Source organism: Pseudomonas sp. HLS-6 TE3448 (assembly GCF_053629555.1).
In genome coordinates this window covers 3,446,190-3,461,635 of the sequence record NZ_JBRJIO010000001.1, presented here as the reverse complement: position 1 = coordinate 3,461,635, position 15,446 = coordinate 3,446,190, and the positions used below count along the sequence as shown (strand labels likewise).

Genomic DNA, 15,446 nt, shown 5'->3' with positions numbered 1-15,446 from the left:
GCAGCCATCGCTCAATGGTGCATACAGTGCCCCCCTTCGCTCAGCAGATGCTTTAATTCATGCCTGTTGCTTCGTGCTATGGCGGTTGTGCGTGGGGCACCTTCGGGTGCGCCGGGACCTGGAGCCCGGTCTGTCAACCCGCGTACAACTGCCACCCTTATCGGGTATCAAGGACATTCGCATAAGTTCGTACAATTATGCGTTTGAATACACACTTCAGCCCAATTACCCTCTTCCACATTGCGCCCAATACAGCGGCCGATTTCAGCAGCCCAGCCCTCGTTCAACAGGTGCTTTAATTCTTGCCTGTTGCTTCGTGCTATGGCGGTTGTGCGTGGGGCGCCTTCGGGTGCGCCGGGTTCCTTGATCCCTGGTCTGCTAACCCGCGTACAGCTGCCACCCTTGATGGGCATCAAGGACATTCGCGTCAGTTCATCCATACCAGCGCTTGAATCCAAATCTCTGCACCGTTAACCTTCCACGGTCGCTGTAAATCCAGCGAACGGGTTTGGTAGCCCGCTTACTCTATGGCGTGCAAGCGCCCCATCCGAACTAGTTGGCGCTTTTTTTGTGTCTGCTACTTCGTGTTATGGCGGCTGTGCGCAGGGCGCCCTCGTGCGCGCTGGGTTCCTAGAGTCCCGGTCTACCAACCTGTGTACAGCCGTCACCCATTCGTTTGGTAGCGATAGGTGGTGGCTCACTACTCTAGGAGCGTCACCATGACCAAGATAGTCCCCGATCCCCCGCCCACCAACATTCTGAAAACCACCGCCTGCGCCACCTTCGGTTCCTGCGAAGACAGCCACGATCCGCTGTTCAGTGTTCGCGCCGGGCTCAACGTCGAAGACGTGCTGATCCACCTCACCATCCTGCTACGTTCCGCCTACGCCACCAATGAACAAGCCTGTCAGGTGGTCGACAGCGAAACCCGGCATCTGCTCTGGTCCACCCGCACGGCCGTTGATATGGCTCAAGGGCTGGCGCAGGCGTTGCTCGGTGGTATGGAGGCCGACCGCTCAAGGCCGGAAACGCGCTAACGGTAAAACGGGCAGTGGCTCAGCTGCTGCCTGTTTGATGTGCACAGCCAGCAGATGATGGCGTACTTACAGGCGAGGTGTACTGCCATGAACGCGGATAACCCATCAGGAAATCCACTGAGGCGCCATGATCACGGCGCGAGAGGAAAAAAGCGGCACCCGATGAGTGCCGCTTAAGCATGCTTACTCGGCCTTGAAGCAGTAGACGGCAAGCTTGTTGCCATCGAGGTCACGGGCATATGCAGCATAGGCATTCGGTGCCCAGTCACGTGTCCCTGCTGCGCCTTCGTCTTTGCCGCCAGCACTCAGTGCAGCGTCGTGGAAGGCGTTGATTTGGGCACGATTCTGAGCTTCGAAGCTCACGGTCACGCCATTGCCCACACTGGCCGGCTGGCCGTTGGCTGGCTTGAGTACAAAGAACGCGGGCTTATCCACGCCCCAGATCGAGCCGTTGTCGCCCAGATCAGCAAGGCGCTTGAAACCCAGCTTACCCAACACTTCGTCGTAGAATTTGCGGGCTTTGACCAGATCATTGGTCCCAACAGTTACATGAGTGAAAATCGACATGAAAGTCTCCATTGCAGGTGGGGGTGTTGCAGGAAGAAACCGGTACCTCCTGTGAGGCACCGGAGAATCATTTAAAAGTGGACGACTGAGCGAATGCTCTTGCCTTCGTGCATCAGGTCGAAGGCGTCGTTGATCTGCTCCAGCCCCATGGTGTGGGTGATGAACTTGTCGAGCGGGATCTCGCCCTTCTCGGCTTGCGCAACATAGCTCGGCAGTTCGGTACGGCCTTTAACGCCACCAAAGGCACTACCGCGCCAAACACGGCCGGTGACCAATTGGAAAGGACGCGTGCTGATTTCGGCGCCGGCCGGGGCGACGCCGATGATGGTCGACTCACCCCAACCCTTATGGCAACTCTCGAGCGCTGCGCGCATGAGCTGGACATTGCCGATGCATTCAAAGGAGTAATCGACACCGCCATCGGTGAGCTCGACGATGACCTCCTGAATCGGCCGATCATGCTGCTTGGGGTTGATGAAATCAGTGGCACCCAGCTCCTCGGCAATAGCGAACTTGGCCGGATTGATATCGACGGCAATAATCCGAGAAGCTTTTGCCATCTTGGCACCGATGATCGCAGCAAGACCGATACCGCCCAAGCCAAAGACGGCCACGGTAGCGCCCTCTTCCACCTTCGCGGTGTTGAGTACAGCACCGATACCGGTGGTCACACCGCAACCCAACAGGCACACCTTTTCCAGTGGCGCTTCCTTTGGAATTTTCGCAAGGGAAATTTCGGGCAGTACGGTGTACTCGGAGAAGGTCGAACACCCCATGTAGTGGTAAACAGGCTCGCCGTTGTAAGAGAAACGGGTGGTGCCATCAGGCATCAAACCCTTGCCTTGAGTGGCTCGTACGGCCTGGCAGAGGTTGGTCTTGCCGGACTTGCAGAACTTGCACTCTCCGCATTCAGCCGTGTAGAGCGGGATGACGTGATCGCCGACCGTCAGCGAGGTGACGCCCTCACCTACCGCTTCGACGATGCCACCGCCCTCATGACCTAGAATGCAAGGGAACACGCCTTCCGAATCCTGGCCAGACAAGGTGTAGGCATCCGTATGGCAAACGCCAGTCGCAACGATCCGAACCAGCACCTCACCAGCTTTGGGGGGCTGAACATCAACTTCAACGATTTTAAGTGGCTCATTAGGTCCGAAAGCGACAGCTGCGCGCGACTTGATCATGGTAACGGGTACCTACCGTGTGTTATTTAGTTGTCTCTACAATAAAAAAAATCGATTCGTTACGCTGATGAAAATGGCGCTGAATTCGGCCAAGCTGGCATGAAATCAGGCCAAGCACTACACAAGAGATATAAGTATGCTCCGTTCTGATACGGCCACACGCCGAACGATCGATATCGTGATTTATCCTGAGTTCAAGTCATTCGAGGCCATTGGCCCCATGACCGTCTTCACGTATGCAAATAAACACTTGGAAGCACAGGGAAAAGCGCCAGGCTACGAGGTTAGAATTGTCTCAACACAGTTGGGGCCCATCCCGTCAGATACGCTAATGTCCTTAAGTGCAACTCATACACTGGACGAGGAATCGCTTCCGCACTCGATCTTGGTCGTTGGCGCACACGAAATTGAGCGAATTGTCGAAGAACAATCGGAAATTGTGGCCTGGACTAAACGGGTCGCAACAAGAGTTGAGCGCTTTGCTGCCCTGTGTTCAGGAGCGTTTTTCCTGGCTGCAGCCGGCCTGCTTGACGGCAAGCGAGCAACCACGCACTGGAGAATGGCTGAGGTCATGCAACAGAACTACCCCCGCATCCAGGTCGACATTGACTCCATTTTCATTCATGAAGGAAACCTCTGGACGTCAGCAGGCGTAAGCGCTTCAGTGGATTTGGCGCTTGCCTTTGTCGAAGCTGATTTCGGTCATGATCTTGCGCTGCAAGTGGCACAAGACCTGGTGATTTTCCTCAAGCGGCCCGGCGGTCAGTCACAGTTCAGCGCCAACCTGACGAGCCAGATGACCCAAGCCTCAGGAATGCGTGCAGTTCAAGAATGGGTATTGAACAATATTGACCAAAAGATCAATGTATCGCTTATGGCCAATCACGCTTCAATGAGCCTGAGGAACTTTACAAGAACCTTCCATAAGGAGGTGGGAGTCTGCCCCTCTGAGTTCCTGGAGAAAGCCCGAGTTGATAAAGCGAGGCGCTTATTGAGTGAAAGCGGACTGCCAATGAAAAGTGTGGCATTCAAGTGTGGGTTTGCAACCACTGACCAAATGCGCAACGTATTCAAGAAGTACTTATCGGTAACACCAAAGCAATACCAAGAGCGATTTCTTGGCACCTGATCCTCACGTATTCAACCAACTAACTTAGTTATTTAAATACACATCTTCAGACATATGACCCATGCGCAAGTCCCGCCCCTGAGGGCGAAGCACTGCCTGCGCATGGGCCCTTACATCAGCGTTTTCCGGTAATCATCGGCAGGTTCAGGCCTTGTTCCTTGGCGCAATCGATGGCGATCTGATAACCGGCATCGGCATGGCGCATCACGCCAGTGGCCGGGTCGTTGGTCAGAACGCGGGCGATTCGCTCGGCAGCCTCGTCGGTACCGTCACAGACGATGACCATGCCGGAGTGCTGCGAGAAGCCCATGCCGACACCGCCGCCGTGGTGCAGCGAGACCCAGGTCGCGCCACTGGCGGTGTTGAGCAGTGCGTTGAGCAATGGCCAGTCGGACACAGCGTCGGAACCATCCATCATCGATTCGGTTTCGCGGTTCGGGCTCGACACAGAGCCTGAGTCCAGGTGGTCACGACCAATCACGATCGGTGCCGACAACTCGCCGCGGCGAACCATCTCGTTGAAGGCCAGGCCCAGCTTGGCCCGCTGCCCCAGACCAACCCAGCAGATACGTGCTGGCAGGCCCTGGAAGCTGATGCGCTCACGGGCCATTTCCAGCCAGTTATGCAGATGCGCATCGTCCGGAATCAGTTCCTTGACCTTGGCGTCGGTCTTGTAGATGTCTTCGGCGTTACCCGACAGGGCCGCCCAGCGGAACGGGCCGATGCCACGGCAGAACAACGGACGAATATAGGCCGGTACGAAGCCTGGGAAGTCGAATGCGTTTTCTACGCCTTCTTCCTTGGCCATCTGACGGATGTTGTTGCCGTAGTCGAAGGTCGGAATGCCCTGCTTCTGGAAATCGAGCATGGCCTGCACGTGTACGGCCATCGACTGCTTGGCCGCCTTGACCACGGCAGCCGGCTCGGTTTGTGCGCGGTCACGGTACTGTTCCCAGGTCCAGCCTGCTGGCAGGTAGCCGTTGAGCGGGTCATGGGCGCTGGTCTGGTCGGTGACCATGTCTGGACGCACGCCGCGCTTGACCAGTTCAGGCAGGATTTCAGCCGCGTTGCCCAGCAGAGCAATGGAAATAGCCTTGCCTTCGGCGGTGTATTTGGCAATGCGTGCCAGCGCATCGTCCAGATCGGCGGCTTGCTCGTCGACGTAACGGCTGTTCAGGCGGAAGTCGATGCGGCTCTGCTGGCATTCGATGTTCAGCGAGCAGGCACCGGCCAACGTTGCAGCCAGCGGCTGCGCGCCACCCATGCCACCCAGGCCGGCGGTCAGTACCCACTTGCCCTTGAGGCTGCCGTTGTAGTGCTGGCGGCCGGCCTCGACGAAGGTTTCATAGGTGCCTTGAACGATGCCCTGGCTACCGATGTAGATCCAGCTACCGGCAGTCATCTGGCCGTACATGGCCAGGCCCTTGGCATCCAGTTCGTTGAAGTGCTCCCACGTGGCCCAGTGCGGCACCAGGTTGGAGTTGGCGATCAACACGCGCGGGGCGTTGGCGTGGGTCTTGAACACGCCGACCGGCTTGCCGGACTGCACCAGCAGGGTTTCGTCGTCGTTCAGGTTGGTCAGGCTCTCGACAATCTTGTCGTAGCACTCCCAGTTACGCGCCGCACGGCCAATGCCGCCGTACACCACCAGCTCTTTCGGGTTTTCCGCGACTTCAGGGTCGAGGTTGTTCATCAGCATGCGCAGCGGCGCTTCGGTCAGCCAGCTTTTGGCGGTCAGCGTAGTGCCGCGCGGGGCGCGAATTTCGGTGTCACGGTATTTGGTCATGCCAGGCTCCTTGGTAGGGGTATTAGTACGGAGTGACGTCTGTGCATTTCTCCACAGTAAACCGGAGGAAGGCATCGCACATCTACTCACATATATACTTGTATGTACAAGTACATTCAAGCAAGAAATTGCAGACGTTCACCGTCTGCAGAAACCACACGAAAACTAGATTGATTTGCGAAACAGGAGGCACGCCGGGAGTCCACCCGCGGTGATCAGGTCCGATATCGACCGATCAACGTCTGGAGCTCACCCGATACGTTCGTGAGCTGTCGAGACTCTGAATGGGACTTCTGAGCAAAATCGACCACCTGCAACGCATCGTCGAGGACGCCTGCAATGTGGCGATTGATCTCTTCTGACACTTGATGTTGCTCCTCCGCTGCGGTGGCGATCTGTACGTTCCTGTCCCGAATGTCGTCCACCGCGCTCTGGATACTTTGAAAGCTGGCCTTGGCAGACTCGATACGTTCGACACTTCCCTGCGATAGCAAAAGGCTTTGCTGCATTTGGCCAGTAACGCGGCTTGTCCGCTCGACAAGTCCTCCCAGGACTTCACCAATCTGCCCTGTCGAATCGGCTGTGCGCCTGGCCAAGGCACGCACCTCGTCCGCAACGACGGAAAATCCACGCCCCTGCTCACCGGCGCGAGCGGCCTCAATAGCAGCATTGAGAGCCAACAGGTTAGTTTGATCGGCTATCGATCGAATCGTATCGAGGATTGCGTTAATGTTCTGGCTGTCCTGTTTCAGCAGCTCCAACGCGTCGGCAGCCTGCCCCAGGCTGATACTCAACTGCTCGACGCTCAACGCGGCATCGGCAATCTGGCGCTGACCATCCACAACGTGCCCCTGCCCTGCATCGGCAGAGTTGACCGCCGAGCCGCACGCTTTGGCAACGTCGTTTGCCGTCGCCACCATCTCGTTAAACGCCGTCGATACCAACTCCAGCGACTCCCTCTGCCGCTGGGCGGCATCATTCATATCCGTCGCAAACATCATCATTTTTGAGGACGTTTTGTTTAGCACCTCAGACGCGCCGGTGATGCGCACCACAAGCTGGCGGATCGTTTCCAGGAACGTGTTGAACCAGCGAGCGAGTATGGCGGTTTCATCCTTTCCTGCGCACTGAAGCGAACGGGTCAGGTCGCCCTCACCGTTGGCAATGCCTTCTAGTCCCAAGACGACCCCTTGGATAGGCTCCACTATGCGGCGTGCGAGGGTCGCCCCCAGGAGTGCAAAGCCGATGACTAACAATGTCGCTACCAGGCTGAGGTGCCAGGCTAGCCGCTGAGCCCCGGCCAGCACTTCTTCTTTCTCAATCAGCCCGACGAAGCGCCACCCCAATCCAGGAGAACTGACTATGTTGGCCATGTAGCTCTTTCCACCGAGCTCAAGCTCAAGGTACCCGTCCGAGGCGACGTTCAGGGGCGCATACTCAGAGCCAAGCTCCGCCAACGACTTGAACGAATGTTCGGTAGTGCTCGCATCCGCCAGTACTGTTCCGTCGCGCTCAAGCAGCATGAGATACCCGGTGCTACCGATCTTGATCTTGTGCACCAGATCGGTCAGTTGTTTGAGTGACACATCGATGTCCAGTACACCGCTGACCTTTCCCTCAGGATTGACGACCGCCTGTACCGTACCCACTAACGCAATGTTTCCCTCTTTCCATTCGTACGCCTCAGTGCGCACAGGCTTTCCGGGATGGGCAAGTGCTACTTCATACCAAGGCCGCACTCTGGGGTCATAATCTTTGAGCGGGTAGTCGGGCCAAAAAGCAACACCACCATCGGAAGAGCCCAAGGTAATGAAGGCATAGGCAGGATGAGTGTTGGCAAACGCTGTGAACATGTTTAATAACGCCTGCCCGCGCTCACTGGGAGGCAAGCGTTCAGGCGCAGAACCTTGATATGATTTGAGCAGCCCATCTGCAGTCCGAACCAACTCCAGATTTGCCAAATAAGAGACATTCTGGGAAATGCCATCAAAAAACAGTTGCATGGCACCGTCAATCTGCCGAATTTCACGACTGCTGCTCTCAACAAATATGTCCTTTGCCTGCTGGCGCTGGTCGAATATCACCCAAGCAGCAATCAGCAGTACAGGCACGCAAGCCATGGCGATAAACACCGCCACTAAACGCTGTTTAATACTCAACCCGATTGAACTCCAGCAAGCAGAAAACGCCCGGCATGCACTAAACCGGCAACGGCCAAGCGTCATCTTGATAGTTTCGTTTAGCCTCAAGGGCAGCGAACAAAGAGAGCCTCGCATCGCGAGAGACGAGCACTCTCTTGATCGCAGTTACAACGACAGGCGCATATTCAAACCAAACAGGCCTGACAACAGCCTGCACACAGATGTTGATTAGAAGATATTCAGCGGATACGAGGTAATGATACGAATTTCGTCCTCATCAGAGCCGGAGTTGTGGCTTATATCTTCATTGCCGCGGTAGGTCGCCTGTCGAATTTTGAACGACAAATCCTTGGCGACACCTTCCTGAACGACGTAATGAACTTCGACGTCCCGTTCCCACTCTTCACCGTTACGAATAGTGTTTTCAAAACTGTAGGCGCCATGTGCATCCGCACCCGTACCGTCTGCATCTTTACCGGTAACGTAGCGGACCATGAAGCTCAGCCCAGGAACACCCAGCGCGCCTGCATCGAGGTCATATTGCACCTTGTAGGATTTTTCGCCTGGGGCATTGAAGTCGGCCCATTGCGAGGAGTTCGCCAACCAGATTGAACCGGCACCAACATAGCTGCCCGAGTGCTCTCCCCCTTGACCACTGATACCCAGGTAGTCAAATGGCGTGTTGCCATTGATACGCTGATGAGCAACGGTAAGGCTGTGGGCGCCAGCCGTCAGTTTCAGGGCGATACTGTACGCATCATTGTTTATCTTGCCGGCTCTGGCGTCGCCTGCGTCATCCGTCTTGTAATAGTTCAAGCTCGTAGCAAGCGACAGACCATCGCTGATATTAAAATGATGATAAAGGTCAGCGTAGTATTGATTCCACACGTCTTCGTAGTTCGCGGCGTGCAGACCACCTGACAAATTATCGCTGAAGGTATAATCGCCACCGACATACGTGGCGCTGTCCACCCGAGTCCAGCCATAGGCAGTGCCCAAATTACCATCATGATTGGTGCTATTGTCGGCGTTGCCGGAAGTAAAATGACCACCCTGCAGTGCAAGATTTTTTATTTCGTGACTGCTGAACAAACCGCCATTGGCATGTTGCGGCATCAGATAGCCGTCCCATGTACCAAACACAGGGCTTTGCGGCATCAGGGTGCCGACTTTAAGTTCAGTTTCAGATATGCGCATTTTGACAGCGCCACCGGCCATACCATAGCCGTCCTGCGCCTGGCAGGATCCGGTAATGTCATCACAATGACTTGCATTGGTCGGAAAAACCTGGCTGCCGCCGGTACCACCACCGCCATTGAGCCGTACAGCACCATTAGCAAAGGCATCTACGCCGAAACCGATAACACCCTGGGAATAACCCGACGTGAACGTCAGCAGCTCTGCCTGCCCCCACTCGTTGATGTAATTCTGCGTACCTGGATCAGTGTTTTTATAGTTCTTGTAAAATGCGACGTTACGGCTCTCCAGGTGCAACGTGCTGTCTTCAACAAAGCCATTGCTCTTCGCTTGACTGGAGCCTTCCATGACCGGAGCAAGAGAGGTTGCTTCTTCTGAAGCAAAGGCGTGTTGAACTGTTGCCGCAGCGATGGCCAAGGCCAACACGCGCCACTTATTAAGCTGCATGACAATTAATCCTTATTCTTGTTTTATGATCACTTACTTTTTTATCGACAACAGAATACCGCCACGCGATAGGCCACCCTTTTATTAACAGCGCAGACTAATGCACTGCAATATCAGCAATGACAAACCACCACGTTTGTAGTTGAAACTTAAAAATCAGTTACCCAGAACAGCGCCCAATGCGGAATGCTTTCGTACCAAACGCGCAGCACTTTCAATATCAGGTGCTAACCAGCGGTCCTCATCATAAGGCGGAACCTGCTCGCGCAGGAGGCGCCAGGCAGCCCCAGTGCCATCGCCGAATCGTTGTTCTTTGAGGAACTCGAAGGCCTGTGCTGCCAGAAGGTATTCGATGGCGAGTACCTGGGTCGTATTGTCGATAACCTTGAGCAGCTTGAGGGTTGCACCGGTACCGAGACTAAGGTGGTCTTCCTGCAGGGCAGACGTCACAAAGTTATCGACCACTGCAGGCTGTGCAAGGTGTCTGTTTTCTCCGACCAAGGCAGCCGCGACATATTGCGCGATCATCATTCCCGAGTTCACCCCGGGCAAGCTGACCAGGAAAGGAGGCAGCCCACTAATGAGAGGATTGATCAACCGATCCAGACGGCGCTCTGCAACCCCCGCAAGCTCTGCAACTGCGATACACAGCAGGTCAGCAGCCATCGCCACGGACTCTCCGTGTGGGTTGGCCTGAGACAGAACGCGATAGTCGTCTGGTGTTCCGACAACAAGTGGATTATCAGTCGCCGAAGCCAATTCGATATTGATCTGCTGTTCGGCGTGAGTCAGCTGGTCACGACAGGCGCCATGAATCTGGGGGATCGAGCGAATACTCAAGGCATCCTGGGTGCGAATGCCGCGGCTGCTGGCAATCACTTCACTACCTGCCAGCAGCGCGCGCAGTCTGGTACCAACGTGCTGAGCACCAGGATGGGGTTTCAGTGCAAGGACGGCCTCATCAAACGCATCGATCTGCCCTTTAAGTGCCTCGAAACTCATCGCACCGATGACGTCCGCCCAGTCGGCCAGATTGAACGCATCGGCCAACCCCAAACATGCCAAACCCGTCATGCAGGGCGTGCCATTTACCAAACTGATACCGTCTTTGGCGGTCAGTTCCAGCCTAGCCATGCCAGCCTGATGCAGTGCTTGTTCAGCAGGCATCAACCGCCCCTGCCAGCTAACCTCGCCAAAGCCCAGCAACGCGACACCAACGTGCGCCATGTGAGTCAAATAGCCGACAGAGCCCTGTGAGGGCACGACTGGCGTAATGTGCTGGTTGAGTAATGCGATCAACGCCTCTATTACATTACGGCTGATACCTGAGTGGCCATGGGCATAGTTGTTGATTGCCGCGCAGATGATGGCCCGCGTTTGCTCAACCTTTAGCGGCGCCCCGACGCCACAGGCATGGCTTAACAGGGTATTGCGCGACAACTGCGCCAGTTGCGGGCCCTCCAGTCTCACGCTACTGAGTGCGCCAAGGCCGGTGCTGATTCCATAGGCCCGCTCACCCCGTGCCACGATGTGATCGACGATGGCGCGAGCGTTATCGATACGGGCCCAGGCTGAATCACTGAGGCTCAATTGTGCGCCATCGCGCGCAACCCTGACGATCTCTCGCCAGGTCAACGGGGTATCGCCAAGGATTACGCCCAGGCTGTCCTCAGCCGTGATGCCTGCTGATGCCGGGCCATTGTTGACGCGATATGAGTGGGTGGCGGTGCTCATTCCGCACTCCTTAACTGGTGGCTGGCTACAAATTGGCGAAAGCGCTCGGTGGGCAACCCCTCGAACAATTCGGCTGGCGTGCCTTGGGCGTCGATATGACCGTTCTGCATGAAGACGACTCGATTGGACACATGACGGGCAAAGCCCATCTCGTGGGTCACCACCAGCATCGTGCGACCTTCTTCCGCCAGCCCGCGCATGACCTTGAGCACCTCGCCCACCAACTCCGGATCAAGTGCCGAAGTCGGCTCATCAAAAAGCATGACTTGAGGGTTCATGGCGAGGGCCCGAGCAATCGCCACGCGTTGTTGCTGACCACCGGACAGATGGGCCGGGTAGTAATCGCGTCGGTCATACAGCCCGACCTTCTGCAGTAACTGCTCGGCCTCTTCAACACATTCGGCACGTGAGCGCTTGAGCACTCGCATAGGCCCTTCTATGACGTTCTCAATGACGCTTCTGTGCGACCACAAGTTGAAGCTTTGAAACACCATGCCAAGACGGCTGCGGATCTGTTCAACCTGGCGCGTATTGCTGGGCACTTGACGACCATCACGCAGGCGCTTCATTTCAATGGTTTCACCATTGAGGCTAATACTGCCCTCATCGGGTGTTTCGAGCAGATTGATGCAACGCAAAAATGTACTTTTCCCCGAACCGCTTGCACCGAGAATCGACACAACGTCGCCCTTGTGCGCATTCAGGGATATGCCCTTGAGCACATGCGCTTGACCATAAGACTTCTGGATGTTGCTGACCGACAACGCGGCCATAGACTGAGTATTCATAGTGAGCTCCGCAGGGATTTCGGATTGCTGCCGGCGTCAAGTTTGGCTTTCGTTGGGATATGCACTGGCCGCTCACGCAGGTGCGGCGTCAGACGATGCTCGAGCCAGCGCATGGCGCGTACGATGAGGTAGTTGAGTACCAGATAGATAAACGCGGCACAGGCGAACACCTCCATGGTGCGGTAGGTCCGCTGAATGATCTGTTGAGCGATACCGGTGACATCCCAGACGGTAATCAAGCTGGCCAGTGCGGTGGCCTTGAGCATCAGGATCGCCTCCGTGGAGTAAGCTGGCAGAACCTGGCGCAACGTGACCGGAGCGATGATCCTGCGCAACAGCGCCAAGCGCGACATACCGATGGCTTGCCCCGCCTCGATCTGGCCATAGGGGATACTGAGCAGGCCGCCGCGGATGATTTCTGCGGTATACCCAGCGGTACACAGCGCCAGTGAGACGACTGCACAGCCATAAGGTGAGCGCAGGACAACCCAAGCGAAACTCTCGCGGACCACCGGAAACTGCCCAAGCCCGTAATAGATCAGATACATCTGAATGATCAGCGGCGTGCCGCGAAAGATCATGATGTAGCAACGTGCTGGATAGCTGAGCAATGGGCAGCGGCTGACACGCATGCCGACAATGCCGAATGACAGCAACAGGCCCAACGAAAGGGAGCTGAAAAACAACATCAGCGTGGTGGGCAGTGCCGACAGCAACTTCAGTAGTGTGTCGAGCAAAAATGCAAAATCGATCATTTGAGGCTCACCTGTCTCAGTGCTGAAGAGGACTGCGGCGCTGCGTGCGCTGCACCCGAGCCTCGGCGATATTGAAAATGCGCCCTGACAACCCGGTCAGTAGCAGATAGCCGATGCCGCCAATGATGTAGAAGGCAAAGTACTGACGGGTAGAACCGGCTGCCATCAGGCTGGCACGCATCAACTCGACCAGGCCAATGACTGAAATCAGCGCTGAATCTTTCAGGGTCATCTGCCAGACATTGCCCAAACCTGGGAGCGCATAACGCATCACCTGGGGGATCAACACGCGCTTGAAACGCATGAATCGCCCCATGCCGATGGCCAGGGCCGCCTCCAGTTCACCTCGAGGGACTGCCATGAAAGCGCCACGATAGACTTCAGCCTGGTAAGAGCCGGAAAGCAGTCCGACCGCGAGTGCGCCCACCAGAAAGGGGGGCATGCCGATGTAACCCGTGGCGCCGAACCAGTGACCTACAGCAGAAACGACGGTGGCACCGCCAAAGTAGAACAGGTAAATCACCAGTAGCTCGGGAACGCCTCTGAACAGCACCAGGTACGCGTCACCCAGCCAGCGCAGCCCAGATCGGCGTGACAGTTTGGCTGCCGCGACCAGGCTACCGAACACTGCACCGACGAGCAGCGACACCACCGTCAGTAACAGCGTCATGCCGATGGCCTTCGACAAGGCCAGGCCCCAGCCGGTGTCACCGAAACTGAGCATCTGCAAGGTATCCATAACTGTATCCTTTATATCGAAACGCTTCTTTTCTGTTGAAAGCCCATAAACGGGCTCACAACGACGCGTTACGGAGTTACAGGGTCGGCATTGACTGGCTGTTTATCCGCAGGCGCGGGGACAGCTCTCTACTTCCGACCCAGTAGCAATCTTCTTATGGTGTGATATCAGCCTTAAACCACTTTTCGGACAGTCTCTTCACCGTGCCATCCGCCAACGCAGCGCTTAATGCTTCGTCGAACTTTGCCTTTAACTCAGGGGTATCCTTACGGAAGCCAAGTGCCTCTCCCGGCCCCCAAATAGGGCCACCGATCTTGGAACCCACCATGGAAACCGACTTGTTCTCAGGCATGTCCAGCACCGAGCTGAAAAAGGTCACGTCATCGAAACTGAAATCAATACGTCCGGCCTGCAAATCCAGAACGTGCTCATCGGACTTCTTGTACTCACGGATGGAGGCAATGTCCTTGAAGTTGGTTTCGATGAACTGGGTATAGGCAGTGCCGGACGATATGCCGATGGTTTTACCCTTGAGCAATGTCCGTAGATTGTCGATAAAGGGTTTATCCAGCGTGGCATCGCCGGTGAGCTTGACGACCTCTGCGGCTACGCCTGCCTTGGCGATCAACTCCGGATCGCTGGCAGCAAGTACACCTTGGGTCGCGGCATAGGGCCGAGAGAAAGCAATCACTTTCTCGCGCTCGGGGGTGATGACGATGGCATCCATGATGAGGTCGAACTTGCCAGCCTGCAGGCTAGGGATCATCCCATCCCAATCCTGGGCTTGCAGGGTGCACTTGAGCTTCATGCGCGCACAGAGATCAGCCATCAACTCAGGCTCAAAACCACCGATGGCGCCTCCGGGAAGCGTCATGTTCCAAGGCGGATAAGCAGCTTCGGTAGCGATAGTGACAGAGGTCCACTCTTTAGCCTCGGACACTGATGCGCAGAGCCAGGCGACACCGATCAGAGCAAACTTGATCTGTTTTGTTAACGCCTTGATTTTTATTGTTGTCATATGCGTTCTCCGTTGCAATCAACGTTGAATGGTATAACTCATGGCTTCTCACATAAGCGCAAGAAGCCGACCTGGAGTCCATTCATCACTTTCCGGTAATACTGATCAGTACGCGCGACCGTAAAAACCGATGCTTTCTTCCTCGCTAAATTTCACATCCTGCCTCTCGTAATAAGAGAAAATGGCAATCAGTCGTTCCTGCGAACCTTCGATAGGCGTTACTCGGTGCAGGGCGTTGACACCGCGGAACACATTCAAGGTTCCGGCTTCCAGGGTCAGGGTTTTGACCTCTGGGTCGCGTCCGTCGAGAACGGCTGCAACGCCATCATAGTTGGGGTTCTCAGCCGAGCGCAGATTGCTCCGGTACTGGAATTTTCCGCCCTCGAATGGCTCCTGCAGCAGCAAGGTAGTGGTGAACTCACTGCGGTCAAAATGCCAGTTCAACGCCTCACCTTCGCGGTAGCTCATGACATTGGCACGCGCCAAAGGGTCCTGCATCATGTGAAGTGATGGCTTCTTCATGACGGCCGCAATAAAACGCAGCAGTGGTGGGTACTCGTAAATAGCCAGCACGATACTTTTTTCAATCTGATCAGCACACAGCGTGTGGTTGGTCGACTCGACCTCACGTAGCGCCGGGTGTTTTGGATCCAGCTCCTTGAAGTCGGGCAGAAAATAGATGTTGTGCCGACGCGAGTGCGTGTGAGACTGACTGTCCATTTTGGGCTTGATTTCCGCCACCGCCTTTTTGATCGCTTGCGGCTTCATCAACTGCGTCAGATTGAACATCCCCGTCTCTTGCAACTCAACAGCGGCTCGATCGACCATCGCCTGCCATTCGGGGCTACCTTCCTGATCCAGCGGATAGCGCTCCAAATCTAGAATGTCTCGCATAGGTACCTCCTAGTAAGTGAGGCATGAACG

At 55.8% G+C, this 15,446-nt stretch carries 13 protein-coding genes and 1 pseudogene; 2 read left to right on the top strand and 12 right to left on the bottom strand.

Translation table 11 applies throughout. From position 1 onward, the window contains the following. The first annotated feature begins 719 nt into the window (after nucleotides 1–719). Entirely contained in the window at nucleotides 720–1,037 is a 318-nt protein-coding gene (locus AB7M23_RS16010) for a hypothetical protein (RefSeq protein ID WP_454241304.1), read from the top strand. Nucleotides 1,038–1,220: 183 nt separating this feature from the next. Here the strand turns inward: AB7M23_RS16010 and AB7M23_RS16005 are convergent, their stop codons facing one another. Beyond that, nucleotides 1,221–1,604 (bottom strand): VOC family protein, encoded by a 384-nt coding sequence (locus tag AB7M23_RS16005; RefSeq protein WP_102052045.1) that lies wholly within the window; start codon nucleotides 1,602–1,604, stop codon nucleotides 1,221–1,223. A gap of 71 nt (nucleotides 1,605–1,675) precedes the next feature. Next, a complete protein-coding gene (locus tag AB7M23_RS16000; RefSeq protein ID WP_102052044.1) occupies nucleotides 1,676–2,788 on the bottom strand; it encodes an S-(hydroxymethyl)glutathione dehydrogenase/class III alcohol dehydrogenase in 1,113 nt (370 codons plus the stop codon). A 136-nt stretch (nucleotides 2,789–2,924) separates the two neighbouring features. On the opposite strand from AB7M23_RS16000, the gene AB7M23_RS15995 reads away from it, so the two are divergent. After that, the gene (locus AB7M23_RS15995; protein ID WP_454241303.1) at nucleotides 2,925–3,917 is read left to right on the top strand and encodes a GlxA family transcriptional regulator; all 993 of its coding nucleotides are present in this window, start codon (nucleotides 2,925–2,927) and stop codon (nucleotides 3,915–3,917) included. 115 nt (nucleotides 3,918–4,032) lie between these two features. On the opposite strand, the gene hutU is transcribed toward AB7M23_RS15995, so the two are convergent. The 10 genes and pseudogenes from hutU to AB7M23_RS15945 form a co-directional block, all read right to left on the bottom strand. After that, nucleotides 4,033–5,703, bottom strand: coding sequence for a urocanate hydratase (gene hutU / locus AB7M23_RS15990; protein WP_454241302.1), 1,671 nt, complete (start codon nucleotides 5,701–5,703; stop codon nucleotides 4,033–4,035). A 215-nt stretch (nucleotides 5,704–5,918) separates the two neighbouring features. Further along, complete coding sequence (locus AB7M23_RS15985) at nucleotides 5,919–6,686, bottom strand: methyl-accepting chemotaxis protein (RefSeq protein ID WP_371917195.1); 768 nt, start codon at nucleotides 6,684–6,686, stop codon at nucleotides 5,919–5,921. An 87-nt stretch (nucleotides 6,687–6,773) separates the two neighbouring features. Then, nucleotides 6,774–7,706: pseudogene (locus AB7M23_RS15980) on the bottom strand (cache domain-containing protein); the annotation flags it as partial. 366 nt (nucleotides 7,707–8,072) lie between these two features. Next, nucleotides 8,073–9,488, bottom strand: a complete 1,416-nt coding sequence (locus tag AB7M23_RS15975; protein WP_454241301.1) for an OprD family porin — start codon at nucleotides 9,486–9,488, stop codon at nucleotides 8,073–8,075. A 156-nt stretch (nucleotides 9,489–9,644) separates the two neighbouring features. After that, nucleotides 9,645–11,222: a histidine ammonia-lyase gene (gene hutH, locus AB7M23_RS15970; RefSeq protein WP_454241300.1), complete on the bottom strand. Its 1,578-nt coding sequence runs from the start codon at nucleotides 11,220–11,222 to the stop codon at nucleotides 9,645–9,647. Then, a complete protein-coding gene (locus AB7M23_RS15965; RefSeq protein WP_102052038.1) occupies nucleotides 11,219–12,010 on the bottom strand; it encodes an ABC transporter ATP-binding protein in 792 nt (263 codons plus the stop codon). The genes hutH and AB7M23_RS15965 overlap by 4 nt, the downstream gene beginning before the upstream one ends. Then, nucleotides 12,007–12,765, bottom strand: coding sequence for an ABC transporter permease (locus AB7M23_RS15960; protein WP_454241299.1), 759 nt, complete (start codon nucleotides 12,763–12,765; stop codon nucleotides 12,007–12,009). The genes AB7M23_RS15965 and AB7M23_RS15960 overlap by 4 nt, the downstream gene beginning before the upstream one ends. A gap of 16 nt (nucleotides 12,766–12,781) precedes the next feature. Continuing rightward, on the bottom strand, nucleotides 12,782–13,504 hold the full coding sequence (locus AB7M23_RS15955; RefSeq protein WP_102052036.1) for an ABC transporter permease: 723 nt from the start codon (nucleotides 13,502–13,504) through the stop codon (nucleotides 12,782–12,784). A gap of 154 nt (nucleotides 13,505–13,658) precedes the next feature. Next, a complete protein-coding gene (locus AB7M23_RS15950; RefSeq protein ID WP_454241298.1) occupies nucleotides 13,659–14,522 on the bottom strand; it encodes a transporter substrate-binding domain-containing protein in 864 nt (287 codons plus the stop codon). 105 nt (nucleotides 14,523–14,627) lie between these two features. Then, a complete protein-coding gene (locus AB7M23_RS15945) occupies nucleotides 14,628–15,416 on the bottom strand; it encodes a HalD/BesD family halogenase (RefSeq protein WP_102052034.1) in 789 nt (262 codons plus the stop codon). Nucleotides 15,417–15,446: the final 30 nt, after the last annotated feature.